This is a genomic window from Paenibacillus sp. FSL H8-0332 (genome assembly GCF_037963835.1).
GTDB lineage: Bacteria > Bacillota > Bacilli > Paenibacillales > Paenibacillaceae > Paenibacillus_AQ > Paenibacillus_AQ rhizoplanae.
On sequence record NZ_CP150145.1, the window covers coordinates 5341426 to 5364105 of the forward strand.

Consider the following 22680-nt stretch of genomic DNA (forward strand, 5'->3'; position numbering starts at 1 on the left):
CAGCCTCCTAGAGGATCGGTATCGTGACGGTTACAGTTGTAGCAATATCGGGAATGCTGCTGAAGGCAATCGATGCGGATTCACCGTAATGCAGGCTGAGCCTGCTGCGCAGGTTGGACAAGGCATATCCCCTGCGCTCCGCTTCGGTACTATTCACCGCATTCGCAAGCTGAGCGGCATCCATGCCGCAGCCGTTGTCCGTGACCCGCAGGATCATGAATCCGGCAGCGCGGTAGATGCGGATCTCAATCCTGCCCAGCTCCGCTTTGTCGCGGAAGCCGTGCAGGATTGAATTTTCCACCAGTGGCTGAAGCAGAATCTTCAACATCCGGACGGACAGATAGGCGTCATCCTCCACCTCAATCGTATAGGTGAACAGATTCTCATAACACTTCTGCTGGAGCTGCAAATACTGCCGGACATGCTGGACCTCCTGCTGGAGGGTTGTAATATCGTTCCCGTTGTTCAGCCCCAGGCGGAACAGGAGCGACAAGGCCACGATCATCTCGCTGACATCGCTTTTCTCGCCATTCTCGCTTTTCCAGAAGATCGTATTTAGCGTGTTGTATAAGAAATGAGGGTCCACCTGCGCCTGTAACGCCTTGACCTCCGACTTGCGCTTCTCCTGCTCCGAGTTTCGCACCTCCTGAATCAGAACCTGAATCTGGTCCAGCATCCGGTTAAACTTATGGCCAACGGCGCTGACCTCATCCTCATAGCGGCTCTGAAACCGCACATCCAGATCGTTATACTCTACCTCAACCATCAGACGCTGCAGCTTGTTGAGCGGCTTCAGCAGTGCAGAGGCGAGCAGGTTGGACAAGGCCAGCGCCACCAGGGTACAGATCAGCATAATCCAGAAGATCAGCCAGCGGATCTGGTTCAGCGGTTGCAGCAGGTCTGCTTTGGACTGAATGCTGACCATGACCCAGTCCTCATTCATCGACAGCGTGCTGTAATTGACGAGCAGCTCCTCGCCTTTGGCATTGATATAGTTGAAATCGCCTGCCGTCCCTGCATTGAACCGGCTGACGAAATTCTGCTCTGTATTGAACTCGTAGGTTTGCGTCTCCGGCCGGATGACCATCGATCCATCCTTTTGCAGCAAAAAGAGCTGAACCTGATTATTCATCAGATCCTGCTCCAGGATAGACCTCATCGCCCCCTCCTTCATGTTCACAACCATATAGACGTCCGGAAAATTATGATTGTCAATCACTGTAGGCTTCAGCAGAAGCGAGAGCACCCGGCCCTTCGATTGGAACAGCTCGCTCTGATGCGCCCCCAGCCACAGGGTATTCCAGCCCGGCCGCTCCAGATAACTCCCGTATTTCTCCATGAAGTTGGTCTTCCGGTCGGGGAAATCTTTAGTGGAGTAAAAATCGCCAATGGGCGTACTGAGATAGGTCGCATCGATCAGCGGCTCCACCAGCTTAAGCTGGTCAAAGGAGGTCTGCAGCAGCGACAGATTCTGATAATAATGAGAGGAATTACGGCTACTGACATCCTTCATCGCCTGGCCGAAGCTCTCACCCAGCATAAGGGAATACGAAGAAACTACGATATGCCGGAGATGCTCGTCCATTACCTGAACCGATTTGTTCAAGATGCCTTGCTTCAGCTCAAGCGCACTACCCTGGATGCTGCGTGCCGCAAAAAGATACGAGCCGACCCCGGTTACACTGATGCAGAGAATGGCGAGGAAGATGTACAGCACCTGAATTCTTTTCTTCAAAGACTGCTTGTAGAAACCGAGTTTCATCCGTGAACCACTCCTTGCAACCCATTGTAACAACAGTGCGGGCGGAACACTACTTTTTCCGGGACTACCCTTTGACGGCGCCGAGTGTTACCTGCATGAAGGATTTATTGGCGAACACATAGACCACCAGCAGCGGCAAAATGGACAGGCACGCGCCGGCCATCATCAGCTGCACCTCTGACGCCGCTCCGATTCCGTAGCGCAGATTTGCCAGCCCAACCGGAAGTGTCTGGAGCTGGGGATTGCTCATCGTGAAGACCAGCGGCAGAATATATTCATTCCATGACCCCTGGAACGCTCCCAGTCCGGCAACCGCCAGCGCAGGCCGCAGCATCGGCAGGATGATACGCAGGTAGACAGAGTAGAAGTTGCAGCCATCGATCATCGCTGCTTCATCCAGGTCGCGCGGAATGCTCTGGAAGAAGCCGATTAAGATGAAATAACAGGTGGCATGGGCGCTGATCAGGATAATAATGACGCCCCAGAGCGTCTTGTTCAGGCCGAGCATGACCATCAGGTCAAATTGCGGACGCAGCACCACGGCGCCGATGGAGATGAACAGCGTGGAGGCCATGAGCAGGGAGTACGCTTTTTTGCCGATAAAAGAAACCCGGTTTACCGCATAGGCGGACATCGAAGCAATCAGCAGAGTGCCGACAGTGGTGGCCACGCTTACAAATATACTGTTCAGCGTATAGCGGGAGAAATTGGCGTTCTTCCACGCTTCCAGGTAGTTCGAGAAATGCCAGCTTGACGGCCAAATGGTTGCACTGCCGGTCAACTCCTGGTTCGTCTTGAACGAGCCCAGCACGACCATGATGATCGGGAACAAGGCCAGCAGGGCGGCCGCAATCAGAAAGATCCAGAGCACAGCCTTGCCGAACGAGCGGGTCAGCAGCGGGGACATGTCGGAACGGGTGCGGGTGTTATTCATTCTGCTCTCCTCCTGTCTGTTCTAGTACACATCGTTTAATTTCTTGGAGATCCGGAAGTAGACCAGCGTCACGCCGCCCACAATGACCGCAGTGGTGAAGCCGACTGCGCTGCCATAGCCAAGCTGCTGGATGGACTGTGCTTCCGCCGAGACCGGGAATAAGAGCTTGAACAGGTACAGGTACATGACTTCTGTTTTGCCATACGGCCCGCCTTCAGTCAGCACCATAATGCTCTCATAGCCCTTCAGCGAGATGGTGATCGCCAGCATGATAATCATCTGCATCACCGGTCCCAGCAGCGGGATGGTCACATTCTTCAGCTTCTGGAATTCATTCGCCCCGTCCAGCGAGGCTGCTTCGTACAGATCATTGGGAATGCCTTGGAGTCCCGCAAGGAACAGCAGCATATAGTTACCGACCGCACCCCAGATAGCAATTATGATCGTCGTCATCATGGCATGGTCGGCGCTGAGCCAGCCAACCGGTTCGCTGATGATATGGAAGCGGATCAGCAGCTGATTCAAGATACCGTTATAGGAGTTGAAAATGATGAAGAAGACAATCGCCATAACCGAGGCGCTGAAGATCGTAGGCAGATAATAAATCGCCCGCAGGAAGGAACGCCCTTTCATTTTGCGGTTCAAGATAATCGCCAGCAGCAGCGACATCGGAATCGTCACCACGAGCTTGCCGAGCGCATAGATCCCGGTATTGCCGACAGAGGACCAGAACTGATGGTCGCGCAGCACCCGCCCGAAGTTATCGAGGCCGATAAATACAGGCGTCCCAAACCCCTGATAGTCATAGAACATATACCGCAAGGCCCACAGCAGAGGATAAATGCCGAACACCAGGGTCAGGAACAAGCTGGGAAATACGAAGACGTAGGCATGTATTTTTTTCTGTTTCATAAAAAACGGCCCCCCTCAGAATCTGTACCTTGATTATAGAGGGTCCGCCTACGCTGCCGGGATAGGGAAATCAACTATTGAAAGGGGAGGATGTTACTGAGCTGGGGGGCGGGGAGGGCCGGAGGGCGGCGAGAGACGGGCGCGGAAGCGATGGTGGGACTGAGGCGGAGTGACACGGGCGACACAGCGGGTGGTGGAACTGGGGCGGAGTGACACGGGCAAACACAGCGGGTGGTGGAACTGGGGCGGAGTGACACGGGCAAGCACAGCGGGTGGTGGAACTGGGGCGGAGTGACACGGGCAAGCACAGCGGGTGGTGGAACTGGGGCGTATGGGGTGATACAGACGGCGTCCGTGCTTAGGTGTATTTGGTACAACTAAAAGCGGCTAAAATGGCGCGTTAACAGGTTTAAGTGTATTCTCTGCAACTAAAAATCCGGTTTTCACCTCCACAGACACTCCAGGCCGTTTTTAATTGTACAGAATACAGCTATCGTAGCTATTCTGGTTTTCGGTCGTCTTTTAACTGTACCAAATACATCAAAAAAGAGCCTCTATAAAAGAGACTCTTCCCCCAAAACCGGCCGGCCCGCCGCGTCTGAAACTTCTATTTGCTGCGCACCTCAAAGATGGCAAACTTCAGATAATGCCCCTCGTCCACACCGAGAATCTGCGGATGGTCCTTGCCTGCGGCCCGCCATTCGATCAGTCTCAGCACCTTACCGGCATCCTTGGCTGCTTCCATGATCGTATCGAGGAACAGCTGCGGCTGCATGTGGTACGAACAGCTGGCCGTGACCAGATATCCGCCGTCATTCACCAGCTTCATGCCCTGCAGATTGATGTCCTTGTAGCCGCGTACGGCACCTGCCACTGCACTTTTGGTCTTGGCAAAAGCAGGCGGGTCCAGAATCACGACATCCCACGTGCGTCCGCCCCCGGCGGTCATCGGCTTCGCGGTGTCCGCCTTGGCAGCTGGTTTGCTTGCGGTTTTCCCTTCTGCTGCTGCGCCGCCCGTAGCGCGCTCGGTGCGTTCCTCCTGACCCTTCACCTGATTGCGCAGAAAAGCAAATGCATCATCTACCACGAACTCCACCCGGTCGCTGAACCCGTTGATCTCCACATTGGCCTTCGCACTCTCGATGGCATGCGCGGATACATCCAGGCAGGTTACCTTCTTGGCACCATACTTGCAGGCATGCAGTGTGAAGCTTCCTGTATGCGCAAAGCATTCCAGGACAGTTGCACCATCCCAGTACGGGAAGGTGACAGGCTTGCCGCTTTTGTTAACCGGCAGCATCTGGAGTGAACCATCCTCGGCGGCTACGTTCTGCAGTGTAATTCCGCTGCGTCCGCCCCAGCCCTGCATCAGCGGAGCAATCGATGCCCTGTTCTCCCGCTGATCGAAGAAGTATCCGGTCTTCTGCCCCTCTTCAATATCGACAATGACCTTCAGCCCGTTCTCGCTTACGGTAATGTGGCGCGGACATTCACCGTAGAGCACACCCGTGGTCTGTTCCAGTCCCTCCAGCTCCCGCACACTGACATCGCTGCGCTCATAGATGCCGCGCGGCGCCACCACCTGAACCAGCGCCTCCACAATCTCGGAGCGGTGCTGGTCCATAGCCAGTGTCAGCAGTTGCACCACAAGGACTTCACCGAAGCGGTCAATGATCAGCCCTGGCAGAAAATCCGCTTCCCCGTAGACCAGACGATAAGCGTCCGCCCCCGGCAGGAAGCGTTCCCTGTGCCGCAGACAGTCCTCGAACCGCTGTGCAAAAAACGCCGTGTCCATCGCCGCCAGCTTGTGCTGCGACAGAATTCTAACCCGGATCTGCGAAGCTGGATTGTAATACCCCGTAGCCAGATACCGCCCCTGATGGGTCAGAACATCCACCAGTCCGCCTGCCTGCGGATCTCCGTCTACAGATGCTACTTCACTGGCGAAGACCCATGGATGGCCCTGCTCCAGTCTTTTTTTACGGTTTCGTTCCAGAATTACTGATGCCAATACCTTCAACTCCCTATTCTTGTTGCCAGATTAATATACATGTCCTATGCCTGGCGTTCATATATTGGTACAACCCCCGTTCAAAAAGGAGCCTGTCCTTATGATCCGTGAACTGTTATTCCCTGTCCTCTACGGTCTTGTCATATTTCTCGCCGGCATGAAGGTGATGGAAGCCTCGCTGTCGCGGCTGGCCGGTCCGCTGCTGAAGCGCAGCCTGCACAAGGCTACCTCCACACCGGCCAAAGGCCTGATCGTCAGCGCTCTGCTGTCAGCGCTGCTGCAGAGCAGCACCGCTGTAACGGTGCTGACCATCGGCATGGTCAATGCCGGGCTGCTGACCTATGCCCGCACGCTTGGCATTATTCTCGGCAGCAACATCGGCACCTGCCTGACAACGGAGCTGATCAGCCTGCAGATCAGCACACTGGCCGCGCCGCTGCTGATCGCGGCGCTCTGTCTGTGGGCCGCCGCCGTGATGGCCGGCGAGCTGGCCCCGCAGTCCTCGCGGCTGCTTGAGGCCTGCCGCCGGATCTCGGGACCGCTGCAGTTCATCTCCCTTGCGGTCACTGGCTTTGCGCTCGTCCTGTGGGGCATCGCGGTCATGCAATCCATCGGCCCCGCCCTGGAGGGTAGCGCCCTGTTCAGCTGGTTCCTCGGGCATGCCGCAACCAGCGCACTCTGGGGGCTGGCCGCCGGAGCTGTACTGACGGCGATGGTGCACAGCAGCGCCGCAGTCATCGGCATGGCGATGGGCCTAGCTGCCAGCGGCGTGATGCCGCCTGCACTTGGCATCGCCATCGTCCTCGGCGCGAATATCGGCACCTGCGTCACTGCCGTCATTGCCGCCATCGGCAGTACGCCTTCCGGCGTATTCGTCGCCTGGTCGCATGTGACGCTGAATGTCGGCGGCGCCTTACTCTTTCTGCCCTTCATCCAGCCGCTGCAATTCCTATCCGCCTCGATCGGCGGCGGACCTGCCGCCCAGCTCGCCCATGCCCAGACTATTTTCAACGTCGTCTGTTCGCTTGGGGTACTGCCGCTATGCTACCTGCCCGTCTGGTCCAGGCTGGAGCAACGGCTGCAGTCCTGAGTCTTCCAAGAATCGTTATCGCAGTCCTCATTATACTTCAAATCCGTCCCGCAGTACTAATTCAAACCTTAGTTGCGTAAGAAATTTCCCCTTATTGATTTTGTAAGATATATAAGCATAATTGGAACTAAGGGAGATGATTCCAAAGTTGAGTAATCAGAATATCAGCACAACAGTTTCAGGAGATTTAATTGTTACCCATCTAATTGGCAAGATTAACACAGATGATGTGAATGAATGGTTCCATGGATTCGAGCATGCTTGCCAGCAATTCATTTCCGGGAATCGGAAATACAAATTGCTGGTGGACCGAAAAGGATACACACCAGATCATTTTTCTGTTCAAAAAGCATGGAAAGATAAGTTCTTCAATGAAACTCTATTGAATCACAGCATGGCAATTGCGTTTCTCCTTGAAGAAGGGGAGATCATGAATTATTTACAACAATCCAACACCAAAAAATCCGTGAATTTTTTTGATAATTATGAACAAGCATTGATTTGGTTGAATGAGTATTCAATATAAAGCCTTACAAATTTCCAGTTCATTGTGAGTCAGCGCTCTGTCATAGTAACAATTTTATAGAATTACAGAAAAGATCCTAAAAAAAGACCCAGGGCCACCGATATTGGCTCCGGGTCTATATTTACATCAGCTTCTTAATCTTATCCAGCGGCAGTTCAACAGCCTTAGAGACCACTTCGGGAGAAAATCCATTAAGCAGCAATTTACGAATGAGCTCCGCCTGACCTTCTTCTTTTCCTTCTGCTTTGCCTTCCTCAATACCTTCTGCTTTGCCTTCCTCAATACCTTCCGCTTTGCCCTCTTCGTATCCCCAACGCTTCCAGGCTGGCATCAATTCCATAATGACTTCTCCCTCCTCCGGGTAATGATCGATTAATTCTCTTAGAATCTCCTCATCCTGTATCCGGTCCGGCTTGAAATACAAATCGGCCACTGACATAATCAGCGCCAGCCGTCCCTGATCCAACCGTGTCCTGAGCTTAATGAACATACGCAGGAATTCCCGGCGCACTTCTCTTGCTTCTCTTGTAGTATAACCCATCTTCGCTAATAACGCAGCAGCCACTGCATTGTCTGAGTCGATGAATCGCCGCCAGCTCTGCTTACGCAGCTCCACCTTAAGGAATTGGAAGCGCAGAATGGAATGCTCCGGAATAGACATCTCCAGCGTGTCCGGCTCTTCCCGGACCTCATCTGAGGTAAAGATCGCAATCGGAATAATCAGCTTATGGTCTTTGCGGTAGCGCTCGAATAGACGGCTGAAGTAAATAAACATTCTCTCACGGAATGCGGTATCCCTATACGATTGCGGTTCCAGGTGAATTAGGATATAACCGTCCAGTCCTTTGTAGCGGGTCTCCAGCAGCAAATCCAGCTCACGCGCTTCTTCTCCGACAATATCTACCAATAACTCCTGCATTAAAAACCGGGTCTCACTATAGTCCAGCATGGCATGCAGTTCAGGAAAAAACAACTCTATGAATTCTTCAAAGAACGTCTCCAGCAGCTTCTTGAAAGCTTCATCATGTGGTATAGAAATATGTTTCGCCTCCTTTTATAGGTTTGAGCTTGTTCTAATGTGATTGTATTCCATTTATTTGGGATTGTATATAATAAAAGGAACATACATTCGTGTTTAAATGTGATACCCCTACCTTATTAATTTTGAGCATTCCGATTCCTCACTAGAGTAAAGGGCTGGTACAACCCAGCCCCTCCTCATCAAACCGTACGTGAGGTTTTCCCTCATACGGCTTTCCGATGTTTGTCATTCATGGGCATGCAGATTACAATAGCGTTTTTAGTCCACACTTATTGGCCATATACTTGACCTCCCTGAATGAGCTCATCCATCTCCTCCGTTGTCTCTTCTTTGCATACCACCGGGTAAATCGCTGCAGAATATACCAATCCAGCTTCGCTAACCTCTTTTGGCTGTAGTTCGTGTAATAGTAATTTCTCCATCCCTGAATCTTTGGGTTGAGCCATTCCACGTGTTCCTCAAACGATTTCCAGCGCATTCCAGGCGGTGCTAATCGGTCTTTGACCACGCCTCGGATGCGTTCCTCTGCCCTCTTCGTTAGCCACTGCTGAGTGGTATAGTACACCTTCCCTTGAGAGGTTTCTGCTTTCGTTTTTCGGTGGTGCATTCCTAAGAAGTCGAAGCCTTCGTCTCCTGTCCACAGACCTACAATGCGGGTTTTGGTCGGATGCAGCGTGAGTTCTAGACGTTCCATAATGGTGCGGATGAGTTCATACGCATGTTCTGCATCCTTTTTGGTTTTACAGACCACAACGAAGTCGTCTGCATACCTCGTCAGTTCTCCCAGCCCACTTCCGTGTTTCTCCCATAACCGGTCAAAGTAGTTCAAATAGATATTCGCCAGCAGTGGCGAGATGACACCACCTTGGGGTGTCCCTAGATCGGAACGCCGTACCTTTCCTTCTTCCATCACTCCCGCATGAAGCCACTTCCGTATAAGCTTCAAAATCCGTCTGTCATTGATACGCATCTGTACCAATTTCATGAGTTTCTCTTGATTGATATGGTCGAAGTAACCTTGGATATCGACGTCGACTACCCAATTTCCTTTGCGGTTGCAGGCTTTCCGGATTCGTTCCAGTGCTCCTTTTGCACCTCGCTTCGGGCGAAATCCGAAGGAGACTTCTTTAAAATCGGCTTCAAAGATGGGTTCAATCACCAGTTTGGTTGCCATCTGTAGGACTCGGTCTCGTACCGTAGGGATGCCTAGTGGTCTTGGCTTCCCGTCTTTCTTCGGGATATAGTGCCGCCGTACGGGCTGCGGATGGTAGCTGCCTTCTTTCAATTCTCGCTCACAGCTTTTGAGAAATCTCGTGACTCCTTGTTTCTCGATTTCAACGAGCGTTACGGCATCCACTCCCGCAGCTCCCTTATTCGCTTTCACCCGTTTCCAGGCTTCGCATAGCACATCCCACCGGTAGACTTTGTCGTACAAGGCGTGGAATTTACGCTTGTTGTTCTCCTTGGCCGCATGACCTAGCTTTTCTTGGAGTTCTTGAACTTTTTCCTTGGGTGTCGTTAGCCGTTTGGCATTCACTCACTCGTACCTCCTCCAAAAGCGTAAACAAAGCAGGGCTCCTTCCCTCCCTAAGGTTATGTTGTCCTTAGGTTCTTCGGTACTATAAGCCCCTCGGACTCCCTTCCCACAGACGGTTCACTTCGTCTTCTGGACTTATAGAGCGTCTCTTTACGGGTTCCTAAAAAAAAAATTCTTCCGTGTGGGGGAGGGTCTCCCCAGTTCACTGCATTATCTTTCAATCCATGCCGTTCCCATTACGCCGGAGGATTCTTCACTGCTGTTCCAAGTTCTGCACAGTTTCCTTGGCCTTCGTCCATAATAGCGGGACTCGGCTCCCTCTGTTCCCCTTTGCAGGGCCTTTTTGACGACGCGGCAGGATTCACTTGATGTTGCGGCCTGAATTGTTGCTCGCCCGGTCTCTGACCAGTACTTTTGTCGATGCGCTTTTACACACAGATTTCGCCATGTGCAAGCATCCTAGCTACAAAGGTAGCTTGGTCCCTCCTTTGGTTGGACTTTCACCAACTAGATAATGCGTGCCTCTGGGCACGCCCATAAACAAAAAACCTGTACATTCGTCCATATGGACGAATGTACAGGTCTTCTCGTTGCCGCTCAAACCACCAGCAGCCTTACACTATTTCACACTAACATATACCGAGACTGACTTAGCTCCCAGTTTTCCTTTAATAGATGCGCTTCCCTTGCTCACTGCTGTAATCATCCCGGTGGCATTCACCTTGGCTACAGAGGATTTGGAGCTGGTCCAGACCATGCTTCCTGTGACTACCGCAGTCCGGCCGGTATCATACAGCGCGGTTACAACCACGCTTTTACCTGCACCCGGCGCAAGGCTCAGCCGCTTCTCACTGACCGTCAGCTTCATCAGCTTGGGAACAACATTGATCTTGACCGTTGCCTGAATCCCCTGATAGGAGCCGCTCAGTGTAGTTGTACCTTCTGCCAAGGCTTTGACGGAAGTGCCTTTGATTGAGGCTACAGCAGGGTTGGAAGATTCCCAGTTCATCGCCCCTGAGAAGTTGGCAGACTTGCCGTTGGAGAAATACCCGGTAACCTTAATGCTCTTGGAGGCCTTGATATTCATCTCCAGCGTTGCCGGTTCCACAACCAGCTTCACAACCTTCTGTTCAATCGTTACCGGAACACTGATCGTCTTGTTAGAGTAGGTCCCCTTCAGGGTTGCTGTACCTTTCGCCAGTCCCTTGAGGGTCTTCGCAGTGCTTGTCTGCTTAAGAACGGCATTGCTGCCGCTTAGCTCCCACTTAATGCTTCCCGATACATCCAGCTCGTCGCCATTCTCCAGTACAGCCTGGACAGCAGGCAACGGTAGTTCTTCACCAATGACTACGCCCAGTGCTTCATCCGGCCCAATCAGGACCAGCACTTTGTTCTGAACCGTTACATTAAATTGAACGGTCTTGGACCGGATGGCTGTAGCGGAAGCGGAGGTCACTTCGCCATTTTTGAACTTCCCGGTCAGTATAGCGGTGCCTGCCTTGCCGCCGACAAACTTTCCGTCCTTGATGGACACAATCTCTTCATTCGCAGAGATCCACTCCATCTCATCACTGATGTCCAGCTTGGTTCCGTCATACTTGGTTCCGTTCACCTTCGGCAGGCTAACCGCATCCGCCGTGTATATTTCCTGTTCCGTCTTCTCCTGACTGAGCTCAGTCAGGGTTGGAAGGACGGTGATTTTGAAGGTTTTGCTGATGCCCAGATAACTCGCCTTAATGATCGAGGTCCCTACCGCTTTACCTGTTACCGTGGCAAAAGCGTTGGCCGCATCCGCCGTATTGGCAGTCACCGTAGCGTTCATCAGGTTGTCAGAGGTCCAGACTGCGGATGCTGTTTCGTTCGAGGTAGAATTGACCGCATTGCGCATCATTGCCGTTACATTCAGACTCTCCCCCAGGAAAAGCGACTGGTCGCCGGAAGGCTTCAGCACAAGCGCTTCATAAGGTGCGCGTACATAGACATCCACCGACTGGGTGACACCCAGATAGCTTGCGGTAATGACAGTCTTGCCCACGCCGAGAATGGTAATCTCGCCGTCTTTTACTGTTGCTACACTTTCGCTAGAGCTGCTCCACTCTGCCTCTTTGTCGATCGTGAGCTCTGGACTCACCGCTGTAGCTTTGGTCACTGCTTTCACATGCACCGGATTATCCCCGACCAGCATTTCGAGTTCTTTGACAACAGTATCCTTCTGGTCTTTGAGCATAATGGCGGCATAAGGAAGCTCCACCACCGCTTTGATCGTTTCGGTTAATCCTTTGTACTTGGCGGTAATGGTAGCCTTACCTTCACCGACCAGAGTAATCTTGCCTGCTGCTATGGTCAGCACGCCTGTATTCGAGCTGCTCCATTCAACGTCCTTCGTTACATCCTTCTGCGCCGTGGCTGAAGTTCCGCCGATGGCGGTTGCCGTAACGGACAGCAATTCCTCTTTGTCGCCTAATTTATAGCTGCCCTCTGTACTGCGGGTCAATTTCAGTTCCTTGAAGGAATGGGAGACCGACACCTCTACCGAAGCTATTGCATTATTGTAGGTTGCTGTAATCATTGCCGTTCCGGCATCCACCGGCTTAAGCTGGCCGTTCAGCACTGTTACGACTTCCTGCTTCGAGGAGGTCCATGTGGCGGCTGCCGTTACATCCCGCTTGGAAGCGGAGCCCTCTACATTGGCATATACCTTAAGCTGCTTCGGTGATTGGCCCACGGTAAGCTCAACCTTGGCTGCGCTGTCGAATTCAATAGAGATAGTGTCTCCAGCAGCGGCAAAGACGTTTACCGGAAAAGCGGCTACAACGAGCAATATCATAATGAGGAGCGTTTTTGTCATTTTCCTGTACACGGTCATCTGTTCTCTCCTTAGACGGTCTGATTATCGGTGGACTTTTACCACACTCTTCCACTATATCGACATATACAGCCCATGTCTTTACCCCATTTTCCATATTTCACGATTCCCGGGCAAATTCAGGTCTTTGTAACTATATAAAATGTACCTTTAATTTTTTCAGTATGGGATAGCCGTAACTCCAGAGAAGTTTTGGACTTCCGGCCGCTGTTGTCTACAGATTTCATGATTTGTATATTTTCAAGTCCAATTTATATAGATAATTACGGGCTGACGAAAAAAGGATGCCTAATCGCCATCATCGGCTAAGTAGACACCCTTTCATTCGTAAGCATCTGTCCTATCGGACGCTTTCACGCAGTCCAGCTACTGCCCGGCTAACACTAACTAGCTCGCCCCGGCATTCATTCACGCCGGCTTCGGTTACCTTCACCTGGCACAACTCGCCCTGCAGTGAATCGTCGCCGCCAAACAGCACCTGGAGATAGTTGTCGCTGAAGCCGTGCTGTATGCTGCGTCCCGCCGAACCTTTAGCCGCCCGCTCCGGGATCACGGATAACGTCTTGCCGACGAACTGCCGGGCATACGCCAGCTGCATCTCCTCGGAGAGATCGATCAGCTCCTGCACACGCGCATTCTTGATCTCCTCATCCACCTGATTCAGCATCCGCGCAGCCGGGGTTCCGGTCCGTTTGGAATACGGGAAGACATGCATCTCCGAATAGTTGACCGCCTTCATGAAGTCATAGCCTGCCCGGAACATCTCATCCGTCTCGCCCGGGAAGCCGACAATCACATCGGTAGTGATCCCCACATCCGGCATGGCCTGGCGGATCAGCTGCATTTTGGCAAAATACTCTTCCGTGGTATACTTCCGGCGCATCGCCTTCAGCACCTCGTTATGGCCCGCCTGAAGCGGAATATGCAGATGGCGGCACATCTTGGTGCTGCGATTCAGCACCTCCAGCAGCTTCTCGTCAATCTGACTGGCCTCAATGGAGCTGATCCGCACCCGCTCCAGCCCGTCCACCTGATCCAGCTCCCAGAGCAGGTCAGCGAGGCGGTAGTTGTCCAGATCGTCCCCGTAGCCGCCGGTATGAATACCGGTCAGTACGAACTCCTTATATCCGGCCTCCACCAGCTGATGCGCCTGGGCAACAATCGATTTCGGATCACGGCTGCGCGACAGACCGCGCGACCAGGGAATGATGCAGAAGGTGCAGAAGTTGTTGCAGCCGTCCTGAATCTTCATGAACGCCCGCGTCCGGTCAGCGAACCCGGGCACATCCATCTCCTCGAACTCACGTGTCTTCATAATGTTGCGGACCGCATTCACCGGCTGGCGCGACTCCTGAATATTCTTCACATGGGTCATGATCTGCTCCCGGTCCTGGTTGCCGATCACCAGATCGACTCCGGGGATATCCAAGATCTCTCCGGGAGAGGTCTGCGCGTAGCAGCCAGTAACCGCTACGATGGCGTCAGGATTGCGTCGGACCGCCCGGCGGATCATCTGCCGGCTTTTTTTATCCCCCGTATTGGTCACCGTACAGGTGTTAATCAGATAGACATCGGCGGAACCCTCGAAATCTACCTGCTCGTATCCATCATTCTTAAAGAGCTGCCAGATGGCCTCGGTATCATAGAAATTGACTTTGCAGCCCAGTGTATAAAAAGCTACAGATGGCATGGTTTAAGCTCCCCCCATTTCTCCGGATTCATATAAAATGCAGGCGGCGGCAACCATACCTGCGGTTTCACAGCGCAGAATACGCGGCCCCAGCCCGACAGAGACTGCTCCGGCTTCCTCAGCCAGCCGGCATTCCTCCGTACTAAAGCCGCCCTCCGGCCCTACAACGATCATCACTTTGGCTGCAGCCTCCGGCGGAAGCGATGCCAGCCATGGCGCGGCTGCGCTGCGGAGCTGGAGTCCCTCTTCCTTCTCATAGCAGAAATAGACGGCATCATAGCCGCTGAAGCTCTGGAGCAGCTGTTTCCAGCTGAACGGTGAATGCACCAGCGGAACAATATTCCGGTGCGCCTGTTCGGCAGCCTCCTTGCAGATTTTGCGCCAGCGCTCTACCCGCTTACTCTCCTTGCGCTCATCGTACTGCACGATCGTCCGCTCTGAGAGGAACGGCGTGAAGGCTACAGCCCCGATCTCCGTGCATTTCTGAATGACCGTCTCCAGCTTGTCCCCTTTGGGCAGGCTCTGGGCGACGGTAATCTGGATACGCGGCTCATGAGTCATGGCCAGAGGCTCCAGTATGCTCACGGTGACCAGGCCGATCTCTATGTCAGCAATCTCGGCCAGCGCCTCGCGGGACACGCCGTCGCTGACAATCAGCTTGTCCCCGGCCTTACCGCGCATGACCTTGGCAATGTGGCGGGCGTCTTCACCGTCAATGCTAACCTTGTCTTGTCCGAACTGTGCCGGAGTTACGAAATAACGCTGCATCTCTCATCCTCATCCTGTCCGTTATTCAGCGTAAAAGCGGCGTAGTCCCCGCCAAATCAGGTCCCGGCCGCCGCTTCACACGTATCATTCATCTACTTAATAATCACATTATATTCTACAACGTTTGCCATGCACTGAACAGTCCCTGTCCGTACTGCTCTGCTCAGACCCCGAACATTTTTAGGAACAGCTGGAAGAAATCATTACCCGTACGTGTCGCCCAATAACTAAGCGGTTCTATCGTATAGGCGCGCAGACCCGGAATGAAGATGATCAGCAGGAACAGGAAAACCGTATACTGCTCATACTGCTGAAGTCTTCCACGGATCGGACGCGGTGCGATATCCTCAACGATCCGGTAACCATCCAGCGGCGGCAGCGGAATCAGGTTAAATACGAAGAGGAAGAAGTTGAAATGAATGAACATTCCGAAGAACCAGATCAGCGCACGAAGCACCTGCTCGTTCTTGATCGAATCCATCGTACCTGTTCCCACAAGAATCGCATAGATCAGCGCGCCCAGAATACCCAGCAGCAGATTGCTGATTGGCCCGGCGGCTGACACGATAACACCCATCAGGCGGGGACGGCGGAAGTTATCCCGGTTCACGGGAACCGGTCGCGCCCAGCCGAAGCCCGCAATCAGCAGCAGAATGATACCGAAGAGATCAAAGTGCACCGCCGGATTCAAGGTCATACGGCCCAGCAAACGCGCTGTAGGGTCCCCGAATTTATTGGCAAAATAAGCGTGGGCAAATTCATGCACCGTAAACGCAATAACAATCGTAATCAGAAAAAACGGAAGCTGCTGCAAAGGATATACTAAAATTTGATCCAGGGAACCCATGTCTACCTCTTTCCGGCTGTGAACGCCACCCAGTCTTCTTCGCGGGTTACTTCTAAAATCTCGAAACCGGAGGACTTCAGCGCTTCCGCGACCAGCCCTTCCTTATCCTTATAAATCCCCGAGGTAATATAGATCCCCTCCGGCTGAAGCGCACGATAGACATCGTCCGTGAACAGCACAATAATCTCGGCCAGAATATTCGCCACGACCACCCGGACCGGCAGAGTCACTCCCAGCCCGTCTGCCGCCGGGGCAACAACAGGAACGGCCTCTTGGTCAGCCGTATTGCTCGGCCGGGCTGAAGGCCACATCTCTCCGGCTGCGGTATCCGCCGCCCCCTCACCGCCCAGCAGCGAGAGCAGGTCGCTCTCCTTGACGGTGATGGCTGACACCAGCCGGTTCAGCGCCACATTCTCGCGGGCACTCTCCACGGCGACCGGGTCCAGATCCAGCGCCAGGACGGAGGCGGCACCGAGCAGCATCGCTCCGACAGCAAGGATGCCGGAGCCTGTTCCTACATCGATGACTTCGTCGCCGCTGACAATATGCTTCTCAAGAGCGCGCAGGCACAGCGCCGTTGTCGGATGCGTCCCGGTTCCGAAGGCCATTCCGGGGTCGAGCTCAATGATTTTCTCATCGGCAGAGGCCGGGGTATATTCTTCCCATGTCGGCTTAATGGTCAGCCGCTCAGAGACGCGCAGCGGCTTGAAGTACTGCTTCCAGGCATGGGCCCAATCATCCTCATCCACTGTCTTCCAAGAGATCTGCGCCAGCCCGGGGTCAATCCCGAATTCCCTCAGCTCTTCCACCCTTGGCGTCACCTCGGACACAACCGCGTCCATGTCCACCGATTCCGCATAATATCCTTTAATGACCGCTTCCCCTTCGGGGATATCATTGAGCGGTTCATCGTATAATTCACCGTAACGTGTATCCCGGACTTTATTCAGCGTCCCGGATTCTTCAATAGAGACTCCGCCCGCTCCGGCTTCAACCAGCAGATTGGAGATCATCTCCTGTGCTTCCTCCGTTGTATGTACCGTCAATTCGTGCCATAGCATGGTAATGAATCCTCCTAAAAGTTTTGCGAGCGTTACTTCTCTTGATTCTGCTTCGAACAAACTTACTTCGGAAGCATAGACTCAGTTTTGGGAGCATAATGTCCCTCGAAGCTTATCTTAGCTAGTATAGCATTTCTTACCCGTTCAGCGCCAAACTGCCGTTCAGCTCTCTATAGCAGCCGGGGTGCTGCGGCAAAAACAATCCAGCGCATGGTCATCTACCATCCCGGAGGCCTGCATAAAAGCGTAACAGATCGTCGAGCCGATAAACTTCATCCCTTTGCGCTTCAGCGCCTTACTCATCTGATCAGACTGGGGAGTGGTCGCAGGGACCTCCGCTCTGTTCTTCCAGTGGTTCACAACCGGCGTCCCGCCGACGAAGCTCCACAGATAACCGGCAAAGCCTCCCTCTTCCTCGCGGCAGATCTGCTGGTACACCTGTGCATTGGTAATCACTCCCTTAATCTTCAGACGGTTGCGCACAATCCCCACATTTTGCATCAGCTCTTCGACTTTGTCCTCCCCATACAGCACAATCTTCTCCGGATCAAAGCCGTCAAAAGCCTCACGGAAGCCCTCCCGCTTCTTCAGCACCGTATACCAGCTTAGCCCGGCCTGCATCCCCTCCAGCATCAGCAGCTCGAACAACTTCAAGTCATCTGTCAGCGGCTTGCCCCACTCCTCATCATGATAAGCTATATATACCGGGTCTGTATTCACCCAGTCACAACGGGTTAGTTCCACAGTCTATCTCTCCTTTGTCTTATGTTATTAGCCACTCTTCATAGCCATATCTTCTAACTGTATACGAAAAAAAGAGAAGAACACAAGGTTCTTCCCGTTAAAATAATGTCACTATTGTCCTTGCAGCTTCACACGTGTCTCCTTGTCCGGCTCATTGGTAGAGTAGAAGAACATGTATATTGAAGCCTCTGTTCCTTTGAAATCCTTATACACATCAATGCTGCGGTTGTTTCCGTCTCCACGGAAGCCTACGGTCACTATTTTACCCAAGATTCGATCTTTACCGGTGCCGATATGTGTCTGATTCACACCGCCAAAATGGGGATCATCGCTCTTCATCTCTACATAGAGATCCGCACCCTGCATATAGTACGTCCACTGCACCGGATAACCGCCGGTTTGCCGGATTAACGTCTGCTTCTCGCTGGAGATGTTGTTTAATTCCAGTGGCTTCTTGTCATCCTCATGCCGGGTAACCTTATAATTACCTACAAGTGTCATTGGCGTTGTCTTTGTAATCTCAAGATTTACCGGCCGTTCGAAGCGCAGCGTCCTCAGATCCTTGTCCTCCGATGTCGAATACCACAATCCGCCTTCCAGCTTCTGTCCGCCCACCTCAAGAGTATAATTCACATAAGGCAGCTCAGCGAATTTGGCTTTAGTCCGGATGGACACACGGATTTGTGTAGGTGTTACTACCATTTGCTCAATCCGGTTACTGGCGTCTTCCGCTTCCAGCGGCAGATCCAGTGCCGTCTTCATCGTGGCGCCGGCCATTTTCTGCTTGCTCAGCTCGAAATCAAACGTCCAGGGGCCATCAATATTGCGTTCAAGCTTGGTGTAGCTGAGTTTATACGTTGTGTCAGCCTTGGGCACATCACCCGGCTTGTAGTACTGAAGCGAGGTGTATTCCCCGTTATCTCCGGGCTTGCCCATTGCTCCTGCCTGAGAGTTCTTGACAGGCTCTCCATCTCTGTATGCTATGATTTGCGGGTATGCCAAGCTCTTAGCTTCCGGATTATTAAAGACTGCTGCCGTGGACAGCATTAGCTGTTCATTACCTTCCTTAAAAGGCTGAACACTGAACGACTCTAGTCCATCCCTGTTCACCGGAAAGCTCTGCCGCTCCGGTGAGTCGGTATCCAGCTTCAAGTCTACCTCCTGCTGGGAGTAGGACTGAATCCCTGTTGCGCTCAGGCTTACCTTGACCGTCTCCTGGCCCGGACTCCAGTTCGTCTCGAAATAACCGTTATACCGCTTGTTTTTCTCGTCCCACTGCTGGTAGTAGTATTCATTATCGTCTCCGTTCCCTTTGGCATCCTTAAGGGACATTCCATTCACATTCCACATTCCGTTGCCCTTGTCTCCCCCAACATCCAGACTATACAGAATTACCGTCCGGTTCTCATCGGAGAGCGCCGTATGTAGCGTCAGGGTTACTCCATCCTTGGTGATCGTCTGGCCAATGGGCTGACCCAGGTTCTGCGCCAGTGCCGCCTGTACACCGCTTCTATGGTTCAGCAGATTACCCCAGTCAACTTGCACAGCGGCATACACAGGAACAGCCATCAGAACTACGCTGAATGAGGCTGCGACAGTGATCTTACGCCAGTTACGGTGACGGACCGGACTATTTGTTCCCGCACGGCTGCTGCCCTTGGAGGAAGTATATCCAGCCTGCTCCATCCGGCCCCACATCTGCTCGAAATCAGGATAGTTCAGCTCCTGATCCTCATTTAAGCGACGCTTTAACTGCGCTTCGGTTCTGTCCATATTCATCGTCCTCCTTCGTTATGGGCTGAACGCCCGCTTCTTCCAGAATCCTCTTCATCATACGCAGCCCCTTGTGCTGTCTGGACTTCACGGTCCCCAGCGGGATATCCAGCATCCGGCGGATTTCCTCCAGACTGAAATCATGCATATACCTCAGGGTCAGCACCGCCCTGATCTTCGCCGGGAGCAGGGACATGTATCCCGCCCATTCCAGCTTCGTTTCCTTCTGCTCCACCAGCTTATCTATCAGCGGCTGCGGATTCTCCTTGAACATATGGAGATGCGCCTTCAGCTTCTGCTGCAGGCTGCTCCTGCGCTTCAGATGATTCAAGCAAGTGTTGACGGTGATTTTCATAATCCAGGCCTTCAGATATTCAATGCCCTGCCACTCGCTGCGGAAGAGAGTGATGAATACCTCCTGACACAGATCCTCAGCATCGGCAGCATCATGCACCATATAGTAGCAGGTGCGATACACCTCCTTGCTGTAGGTCTGGAATAATTCTTTGTTGTCCACTTGAGCGTGCCCTCCTTTCTTGTTTGGATACCTTTATAACAACCCCGGGCTTCAAAAGGTTCATTTTCTGCTTCCCCCATCTGCAGGAAATTCAAAAAAAGCAGCATGTCCGCCCAAAGTTCATGGGTTCCATGTTGCTTTCAGAATGTTATGGAATCAATCAGAGTAACCCTTCAGTCCGGCAGACCTCAGATAATGCTCATCACTTCACGTGCCTGATCGTCCAGTTCCTGCGCTGAGCTTGCAATCAGCGTGAATTCATCCAGCGCCACTTGAATCTGCTGCTGGCTGAGCTGCACATTATCCTGCACCTGGTTCAGGCCCGTGGATATTCTGCCTACCTCTTCCGTTATGGCCTGGACACTGTCCCGCACTTCGGTAATCTGATCCTGCACCATTGCGGACAGCTTTCTTACTTCTTTAGCCACCACATCGAATCCCCGGCCGAATTCTCCGGCATGTGCAGCCTCAATCGCTGCATTCAGGGCAAGCAGATGGGTCTGGGACGCAATATCACGGATTGTCTGCACTACACCGCGGATCGCTGCCGCCTGCTTTTGCAGATTCACCAGTGTTTCGGTATTCTCACTCGACACCTCAGCAATCCTGTCAATACTCAGCAGCAGCTCCTGGCTCCGCTCAATTCCTTTATCCGCACGCTGATTGAGGCTATCCGCCATCCCCTGCATCCGCTCCACGACATGGCTCATATTATTCTGTCTCTCCGTGATATTGGTGGCCACCTTGGACACGCCAATGACATGGGTCTCTGTCTCATCAAACACCGGCATATATGTAGCTTCCAGCCAGACCGAATTCCCCTCTGCGTCCATCCGTTCAATTTTGTCCTGGAAGCTCCGGCCAGCCATTAGATTCTGCCAGAACAACTCATAATCCGGACTGTTCACGAATGAGGGGAAGCATAGCTGCCTATGCTGCATGCCGTACATATCCTCCACTTTATATTTCACTGACCGGGCAAAAATCTCATTGACATAGGCGACACGGCGATCCAAATCGAACCGGATCATAGCAAGATTCTTTTCCAAAGCTTTGACAACCAGTTGGTCTGTAACTGTCTGGTCTGCTAGATTTTCCATGTTGACTGCTCCCTATACATCTCAATTTTTAACTGATATACGAACGGTATTCTCTTATTTCTATATACTCCTATTAACGGCTGTTCGGGCTTTTAAAATGATATGATTTTCTTAATTCCCTATCTTAATCCCCCATACGCTGTCCTTCCGGTATGCAGCTGCTTCCTGCAGCTCTGGAAGTCTCGTATCCTGCGGATAATGCCGCTCCAAATACTGGACGAAGACCTGGCGCAGGCCGATCTCCTTGTCCAGCTTGTTGAATTCATTGGGGTGCTTTTCCATTTCAGCGATGGAAGCTTCCCAGCCTACCAGATCTCCCGCCGCCGACTGCTCTGAGCGGACCTTCTCTGCAAGCCTTCTTAGCTCCCGGTAAGCTTGTTTTACTTTGGAGGAATAGACCTGTTTCTGGTTCAGCAAGGTTAACAGCGCCACCAGCAGCGCCAGTCCCACCCACATAATCACTGTATTCACTTATGTATCCTCCCGGCTTCGCATATCTCTCCATTATACACGCCACAACACAAAAATACCCCACTTGCGCAGGGTATCCACAGCAACAATTCGACTGCTCATCTCTTCTTGACTTCACCGAATTATTCCTTCTTCATGATCTCTTCCAGCTGCCGCTTGTCAGCTTCCCGGGAACGGTCCATGGCCTCTACATCTTCCTGATCTGCTTCAGCTGCTGAGAATTCAACATCCTCGGCCTTCGCCTCATAGAGCATTTTCATTTTTTCGGTTTTGGAAAAGATTTTCGAGTTCTCTCTGTCCATAGCTTGCCATCAAGCCTCCAATGTATTTATCTGATTGTCTAAGCTTCAAATCATTCCGCCAGCTTCCTCAATGAGCGACATCGCCTGACCATGGACAGCCGCATCTACAATAACTGTCAGCAGAATATTTCTGCCTGTCGGTCCGCCATCCCCGCCGTGACTCATCCCGCTCCCGCTCGTATGCGCCGCAGCTAAGATGCCCGTATGGTCACTAACCGCCGTCATCGAATCCATGCCCGCCAGATTGCCGGTAACCGGATTCACTCCCGGCTCCTGCCCGCTCCCCCCAAACCTGCTGAACCGGTCAATGGAAATTTCCTCTGCACGCAGGGCCTGGAGCTTACGGGAGACCCCTTCCGCTTCTTCCGGAGTCTTGAAGTAGGCCAGTATACTTTTTTCAGACATGGGAATTCCCCGCTTTCTGCCTGGTATTCATTCGTTCAGGCTTACTTGGGTATTTTGGATTTTTGGACAGGAATTTATACATTTAGGGTTGGCTGCGACTCCAGAGAAAATTCGGACTTCCACCCGCTGTTGTCTACAGATTTCAAGATTCTGAAGCTACACTTCTAAATTACTGCTCATATTTTTCGTTCAGCATACATGTCAGTATTTATGACGAAAATTGTTTTTTTGTCTGTTATTTTGTATTTTTTTGTCTTCAAAGATTCCTGTAGTAGTTTTAAAAATCTGTTTGTGTCACATAACATTCCACAATAAATGAAAA

21 protein-coding genes are annotated in these 22680 nt (G+C 52.4%); 3 read left to right on the forward strand and 18 right to left on the reverse strand.

The window, feature by feature from the left end:
• Positions 1-7: 7 nt before the first annotated feature.
• From NST43_RS23070 to NST43_RS23080, 3 genes are all read right to left on the reverse strand, one after another.
• The gene (locus NST43_RS23070) at positions 8-1762 is read right to left on the reverse strand and encodes a histidine kinase (RefSeq protein WP_339219611.1); all 1755 of its coding nucleotides are present in this window, start codon (positions 1760-1762) and stop codon (positions 8-10) included.
• Between the two features lie 64 nt (positions 1763-1826).
• Positions 1827-2669 (reverse strand): carbohydrate ABC transporter permease, encoded by an 843-nt coding sequence (locus NST43_RS23075; RefSeq protein WP_339225511.1) that lies wholly within the window; start codon positions 2667-2669, stop codon positions 1827-1829.
• Between the two features lie 48 nt (positions 2670-2717).
• Complete coding sequence (locus NST43_RS23080) at positions 2718-3608, reverse strand: sugar ABC transporter permease (protein WP_036724369.1); 891 nt, start codon at positions 3606-3608, stop codon at positions 2718-2720.
• Positions 3609-3777: 169 nt separating this feature from the next.
• Here NST43_RS23080 and NST43_RS23085 point away from each other — a divergent pair, with 169 nt between their 5' ends.
• On the forward strand, positions 3778-3903 hold the full coding sequence (locus tag NST43_RS23085; RefSeq protein WP_339219613.1) for a hypothetical protein: 126 nt from the start codon (positions 3778-3780) through the stop codon (positions 3901-3903).
• Positions 3904-4215: 312 nt separating this feature from the next.
• Here NST43_RS23085 and NST43_RS23090 read toward each other — a convergent pair whose 3' ends face one another.
• The gene (locus NST43_RS23090) at positions 4216-5619 is read right to left on the reverse strand and encodes a class I SAM-dependent rRNA methyltransferase (RefSeq protein WP_209987782.1); all 1404 of its coding nucleotides are present in this window, start codon (positions 5617-5619) and stop codon (positions 4216-4218) included.
• Positions 5620-5719: 100 nt separating this feature from the next.
• On the opposite strand from NST43_RS23090, the gene NST43_RS23095 reads away from it, so the two are divergent.
• Together NST43_RS23095 and NST43_RS23100 are read left to right on the forward strand one after the other, a co-directional pair.
• On the forward strand, positions 5720-6709 hold the full coding sequence (locus NST43_RS23095) for a Na/Pi symporter (protein WP_339219614.1): 990 nt from the start codon (positions 5720-5722) through the stop codon (positions 6707-6709).
• A gap of 148 nt (positions 6710-6857) precedes the next feature.
• The gene (locus NST43_RS23100; RefSeq protein WP_339219616.1) at positions 6858-7235 is read left to right on the forward strand and encodes an STAS/SEC14 domain-containing protein; all 378 of its coding nucleotides are present in this window, start codon (positions 6858-6860) and stop codon (positions 7233-7235) included.
• A 121-nt stretch (positions 7236-7356) separates the two neighbouring features.
• Here NST43_RS23100 and NST43_RS23105 read toward each other — a convergent pair whose 3' ends face one another.
• The 14 genes from NST43_RS23105 to NST43_RS23170 all read right to left on the reverse strand — a co-directional run bounded on the left by NST43_RS23105 (position 7357) and on the right by NST43_RS23170 (position 22358).
• Complete coding sequence (locus tag NST43_RS23105; protein ID WP_339225512.1) at positions 7357-8274, reverse strand: Rpn family recombination-promoting nuclease/putative transposase; 918 nt, start codon at positions 8272-8274, stop codon at positions 7357-7359.
• Positions 8275-8521: 247 nt separating this feature from the next.
• Positions 8522-9814, reverse strand: a complete 1293-nt coding sequence (gene ltrA / locus NST43_RS23110) for a group II intron reverse transcriptase/maturase (protein ID WP_339219618.1) — start codon at positions 9812-9814, stop codon at positions 8522-8524.
• A gap of 619 nt (positions 9815-10433) precedes the next feature.
• Positions 10434-12662 (reverse strand): Ig-like domain-containing protein, encoded by a 2229-nt coding sequence (locus NST43_RS23115; RefSeq protein ID WP_339219620.1) that lies wholly within the window; start codon positions 12660-12662, stop codon positions 10434-10436.
• 358 nt (positions 12663-13020) lie between these two features.
• Complete coding sequence (gene mtaB / locus NST43_RS23120; RefSeq protein ID WP_209987769.1) at positions 13021-14370, reverse strand: tRNA (N(6)-L-threonylcarbamoyladenosine(37)-C(2))-methylthiotransferase MtaB; 1350 nt, start codon at positions 14368-14370, stop codon at positions 13021-13023.
• Between the two features lie 3 nt (positions 14371-14373).
• Positions 14374-15138 carry an RsmE family RNA methyltransferase gene (locus tag NST43_RS23125; protein WP_339219622.1) on the reverse strand — a complete coding sequence of 255 codons (765 nt, stop codon included), beginning with the start codon at positions 15136-15138 and terminating at the stop codon, positions 14374-14376.
• A gap of 163 nt (positions 15139-15301) precedes the next feature.
• A complete protein-coding gene (locus NST43_RS23130) occupies positions 15302-15985 on the reverse strand; it encodes a site-2 protease family protein (RefSeq protein WP_209987764.1) in 684 nt (227 codons plus the stop codon).
• A gap of 2 nt (positions 15986-15987) precedes the next feature.
• A complete protein-coding gene (gene prmA, locus NST43_RS23135; protein WP_209987761.1) occupies positions 15988-17046 on the reverse strand; it encodes a 50S ribosomal protein L11 methyltransferase in 1059 nt (352 codons plus the stop codon).
• A gap of 162 nt (positions 17047-17208) precedes the next feature.
• Positions 17209-17790 carry a DNA-3-methyladenine glycosylase I gene (locus NST43_RS23140; protein WP_339219625.1) on the reverse strand — a complete coding sequence of 194 codons (582 nt, stop codon included), beginning with the start codon at positions 17788-17790 and terminating at the stop codon, positions 17209-17211.
• A 111-nt stretch (positions 17791-17901) separates the two neighbouring features.
• Positions 17902-19563 (reverse strand): DUF4179 domain-containing protein, encoded by a 1662-nt coding sequence (locus NST43_RS23145; protein ID WP_339219627.1) that lies wholly within the window; start codon positions 19561-19563, stop codon positions 17902-17904.
• Positions 19523-20080 carry an RNA polymerase sigma factor gene (locus NST43_RS23150; RefSeq protein ID WP_339219628.1) on the reverse strand — a complete coding sequence of 186 codons (558 nt, stop codon included), beginning with the start codon at positions 20078-20080 and terminating at the stop codon, positions 19523-19525. Before NST43_RS23150 ends, NST43_RS23145 begins: the two co-directional genes overlap by 41 nt.
• Positions 20081-20268: 188 nt before the next feature.
• On the reverse strand, positions 20269-21180 hold the full coding sequence (locus NST43_RS23155; RefSeq protein ID WP_209987750.1) for a methyl-accepting chemotaxis protein: 912 nt from the start codon (positions 21178-21180) through the stop codon (positions 20269-20271).
• Between the two features lie 111 nt (positions 21181-21291).
• On the reverse strand, positions 21292-21651 hold the full coding sequence (locus NST43_RS23160) for a hypothetical protein (protein WP_339219630.1): 360 nt from the start codon (positions 21649-21651) through the stop codon (positions 21292-21294).
• A 122-nt stretch (positions 21652-21773) separates the two neighbouring features.
• Positions 21774-21953, reverse strand: a complete 180-nt coding sequence (locus tag NST43_RS23165) for a YfhD family protein (protein ID WP_339219632.1) — start codon at positions 21951-21953, stop codon at positions 21774-21776.
• 45 nt (positions 21954-21998) lie between these two features.
• Positions 21999-22358 carry a hypothetical protein gene (locus tag NST43_RS23170; RefSeq protein ID WP_209987741.1) on the reverse strand — a complete coding sequence of 120 codons (360 nt, stop codon included), beginning with the start codon at positions 22356-22358 and terminating at the stop codon, positions 21999-22001.
• Between the last annotated feature and the right edge of the window lie 322 nt (positions 22359-22680).

Coding starts and splice junctions, on each gene's coding strand:
- NST43_RS23095 (WP_339219614.1), top strand. CDS start 5,720: ATGATCCGTGAACTGTTATTCCCTGTCCTCTACGGTCTTGTCATATTT.
- prmA (WP_209987761.1), bottom strand. CDS start 17,046: ATGCTATGGCACGAATTGACGGTACATACAACGGAGGAAGCACAGGAG.
- NST43_RS23130 (WP_209987764.1), bottom strand. CDS start 15,985: ATGGGTTCCCTGGATCAAATTTTAGTATATCCTTTGCAGCAGCTTCCG.
- NST43_RS23125 (WP_339219622.1), bottom strand. CDS start 15,138: ATGCAGCGTTATTTCGTAACTCCGGCACAGTTCGGACAAGACAAGGTT.
- mtaB (WP_209987769.1), bottom strand. CDS start 14,370: ATGCCATCTGTAGCTTTTTATACACTGGGCTGCAAAGTCAATTTCTAT.
- NST43_RS23115 (WP_339219620.1), bottom strand. CDS start 12,662: ATGACAAAAACGCTCCTCATTATGATATTGCTCGTTGTAGCCGCTTTT.
- NST43_RS23155 (WP_209987750.1), bottom strand. CDS start 21,180: ATGGAAAATCTAGCAGACCAGACAGTTACAGACCAACTGGTTGTCAAA.
- NST43_RS23145 (WP_339219627.1), bottom strand. CDS start 19,563: ATGGACAGAACCGAAGCGCAGTTAAAGCGTCGCTTAAATGAGGATCAG.
- NST43_RS23170 (WP_209987741.1), bottom strand. CDS start 22,358: ATGTCTGAAAAAAGTATACTGGCCTACTTCAAGACTCCGGAAGAAGCG.
- NST43_RS23075 (WP_339225511.1), bottom strand. CDS start 2,669: ATGTCCCCGCTGCTGACCCGCTCGTTCGGCAAGGCTGTGCTCTGGATC.
- NST43_RS23070 (WP_339219611.1), bottom strand. CDS start 1,762: ATGAAACTCGGTTTCTACAAGCAGTCTTTGAAGAAAAGAATTCAGGTG.
- NST43_RS23165 (WP_339219632.1), bottom strand. CDS start 21,953: ATGGACAGAGAGAACTCGAAAATCTTTTCCAAAACCGAAAAAATGAAA.
- NST43_RS23080 (WP_036724369.1), bottom strand. CDS start 3,608: ATGAAACAGAAAAAAATACATGCCTACGTCTTCGTATTTCCCAGCTTG.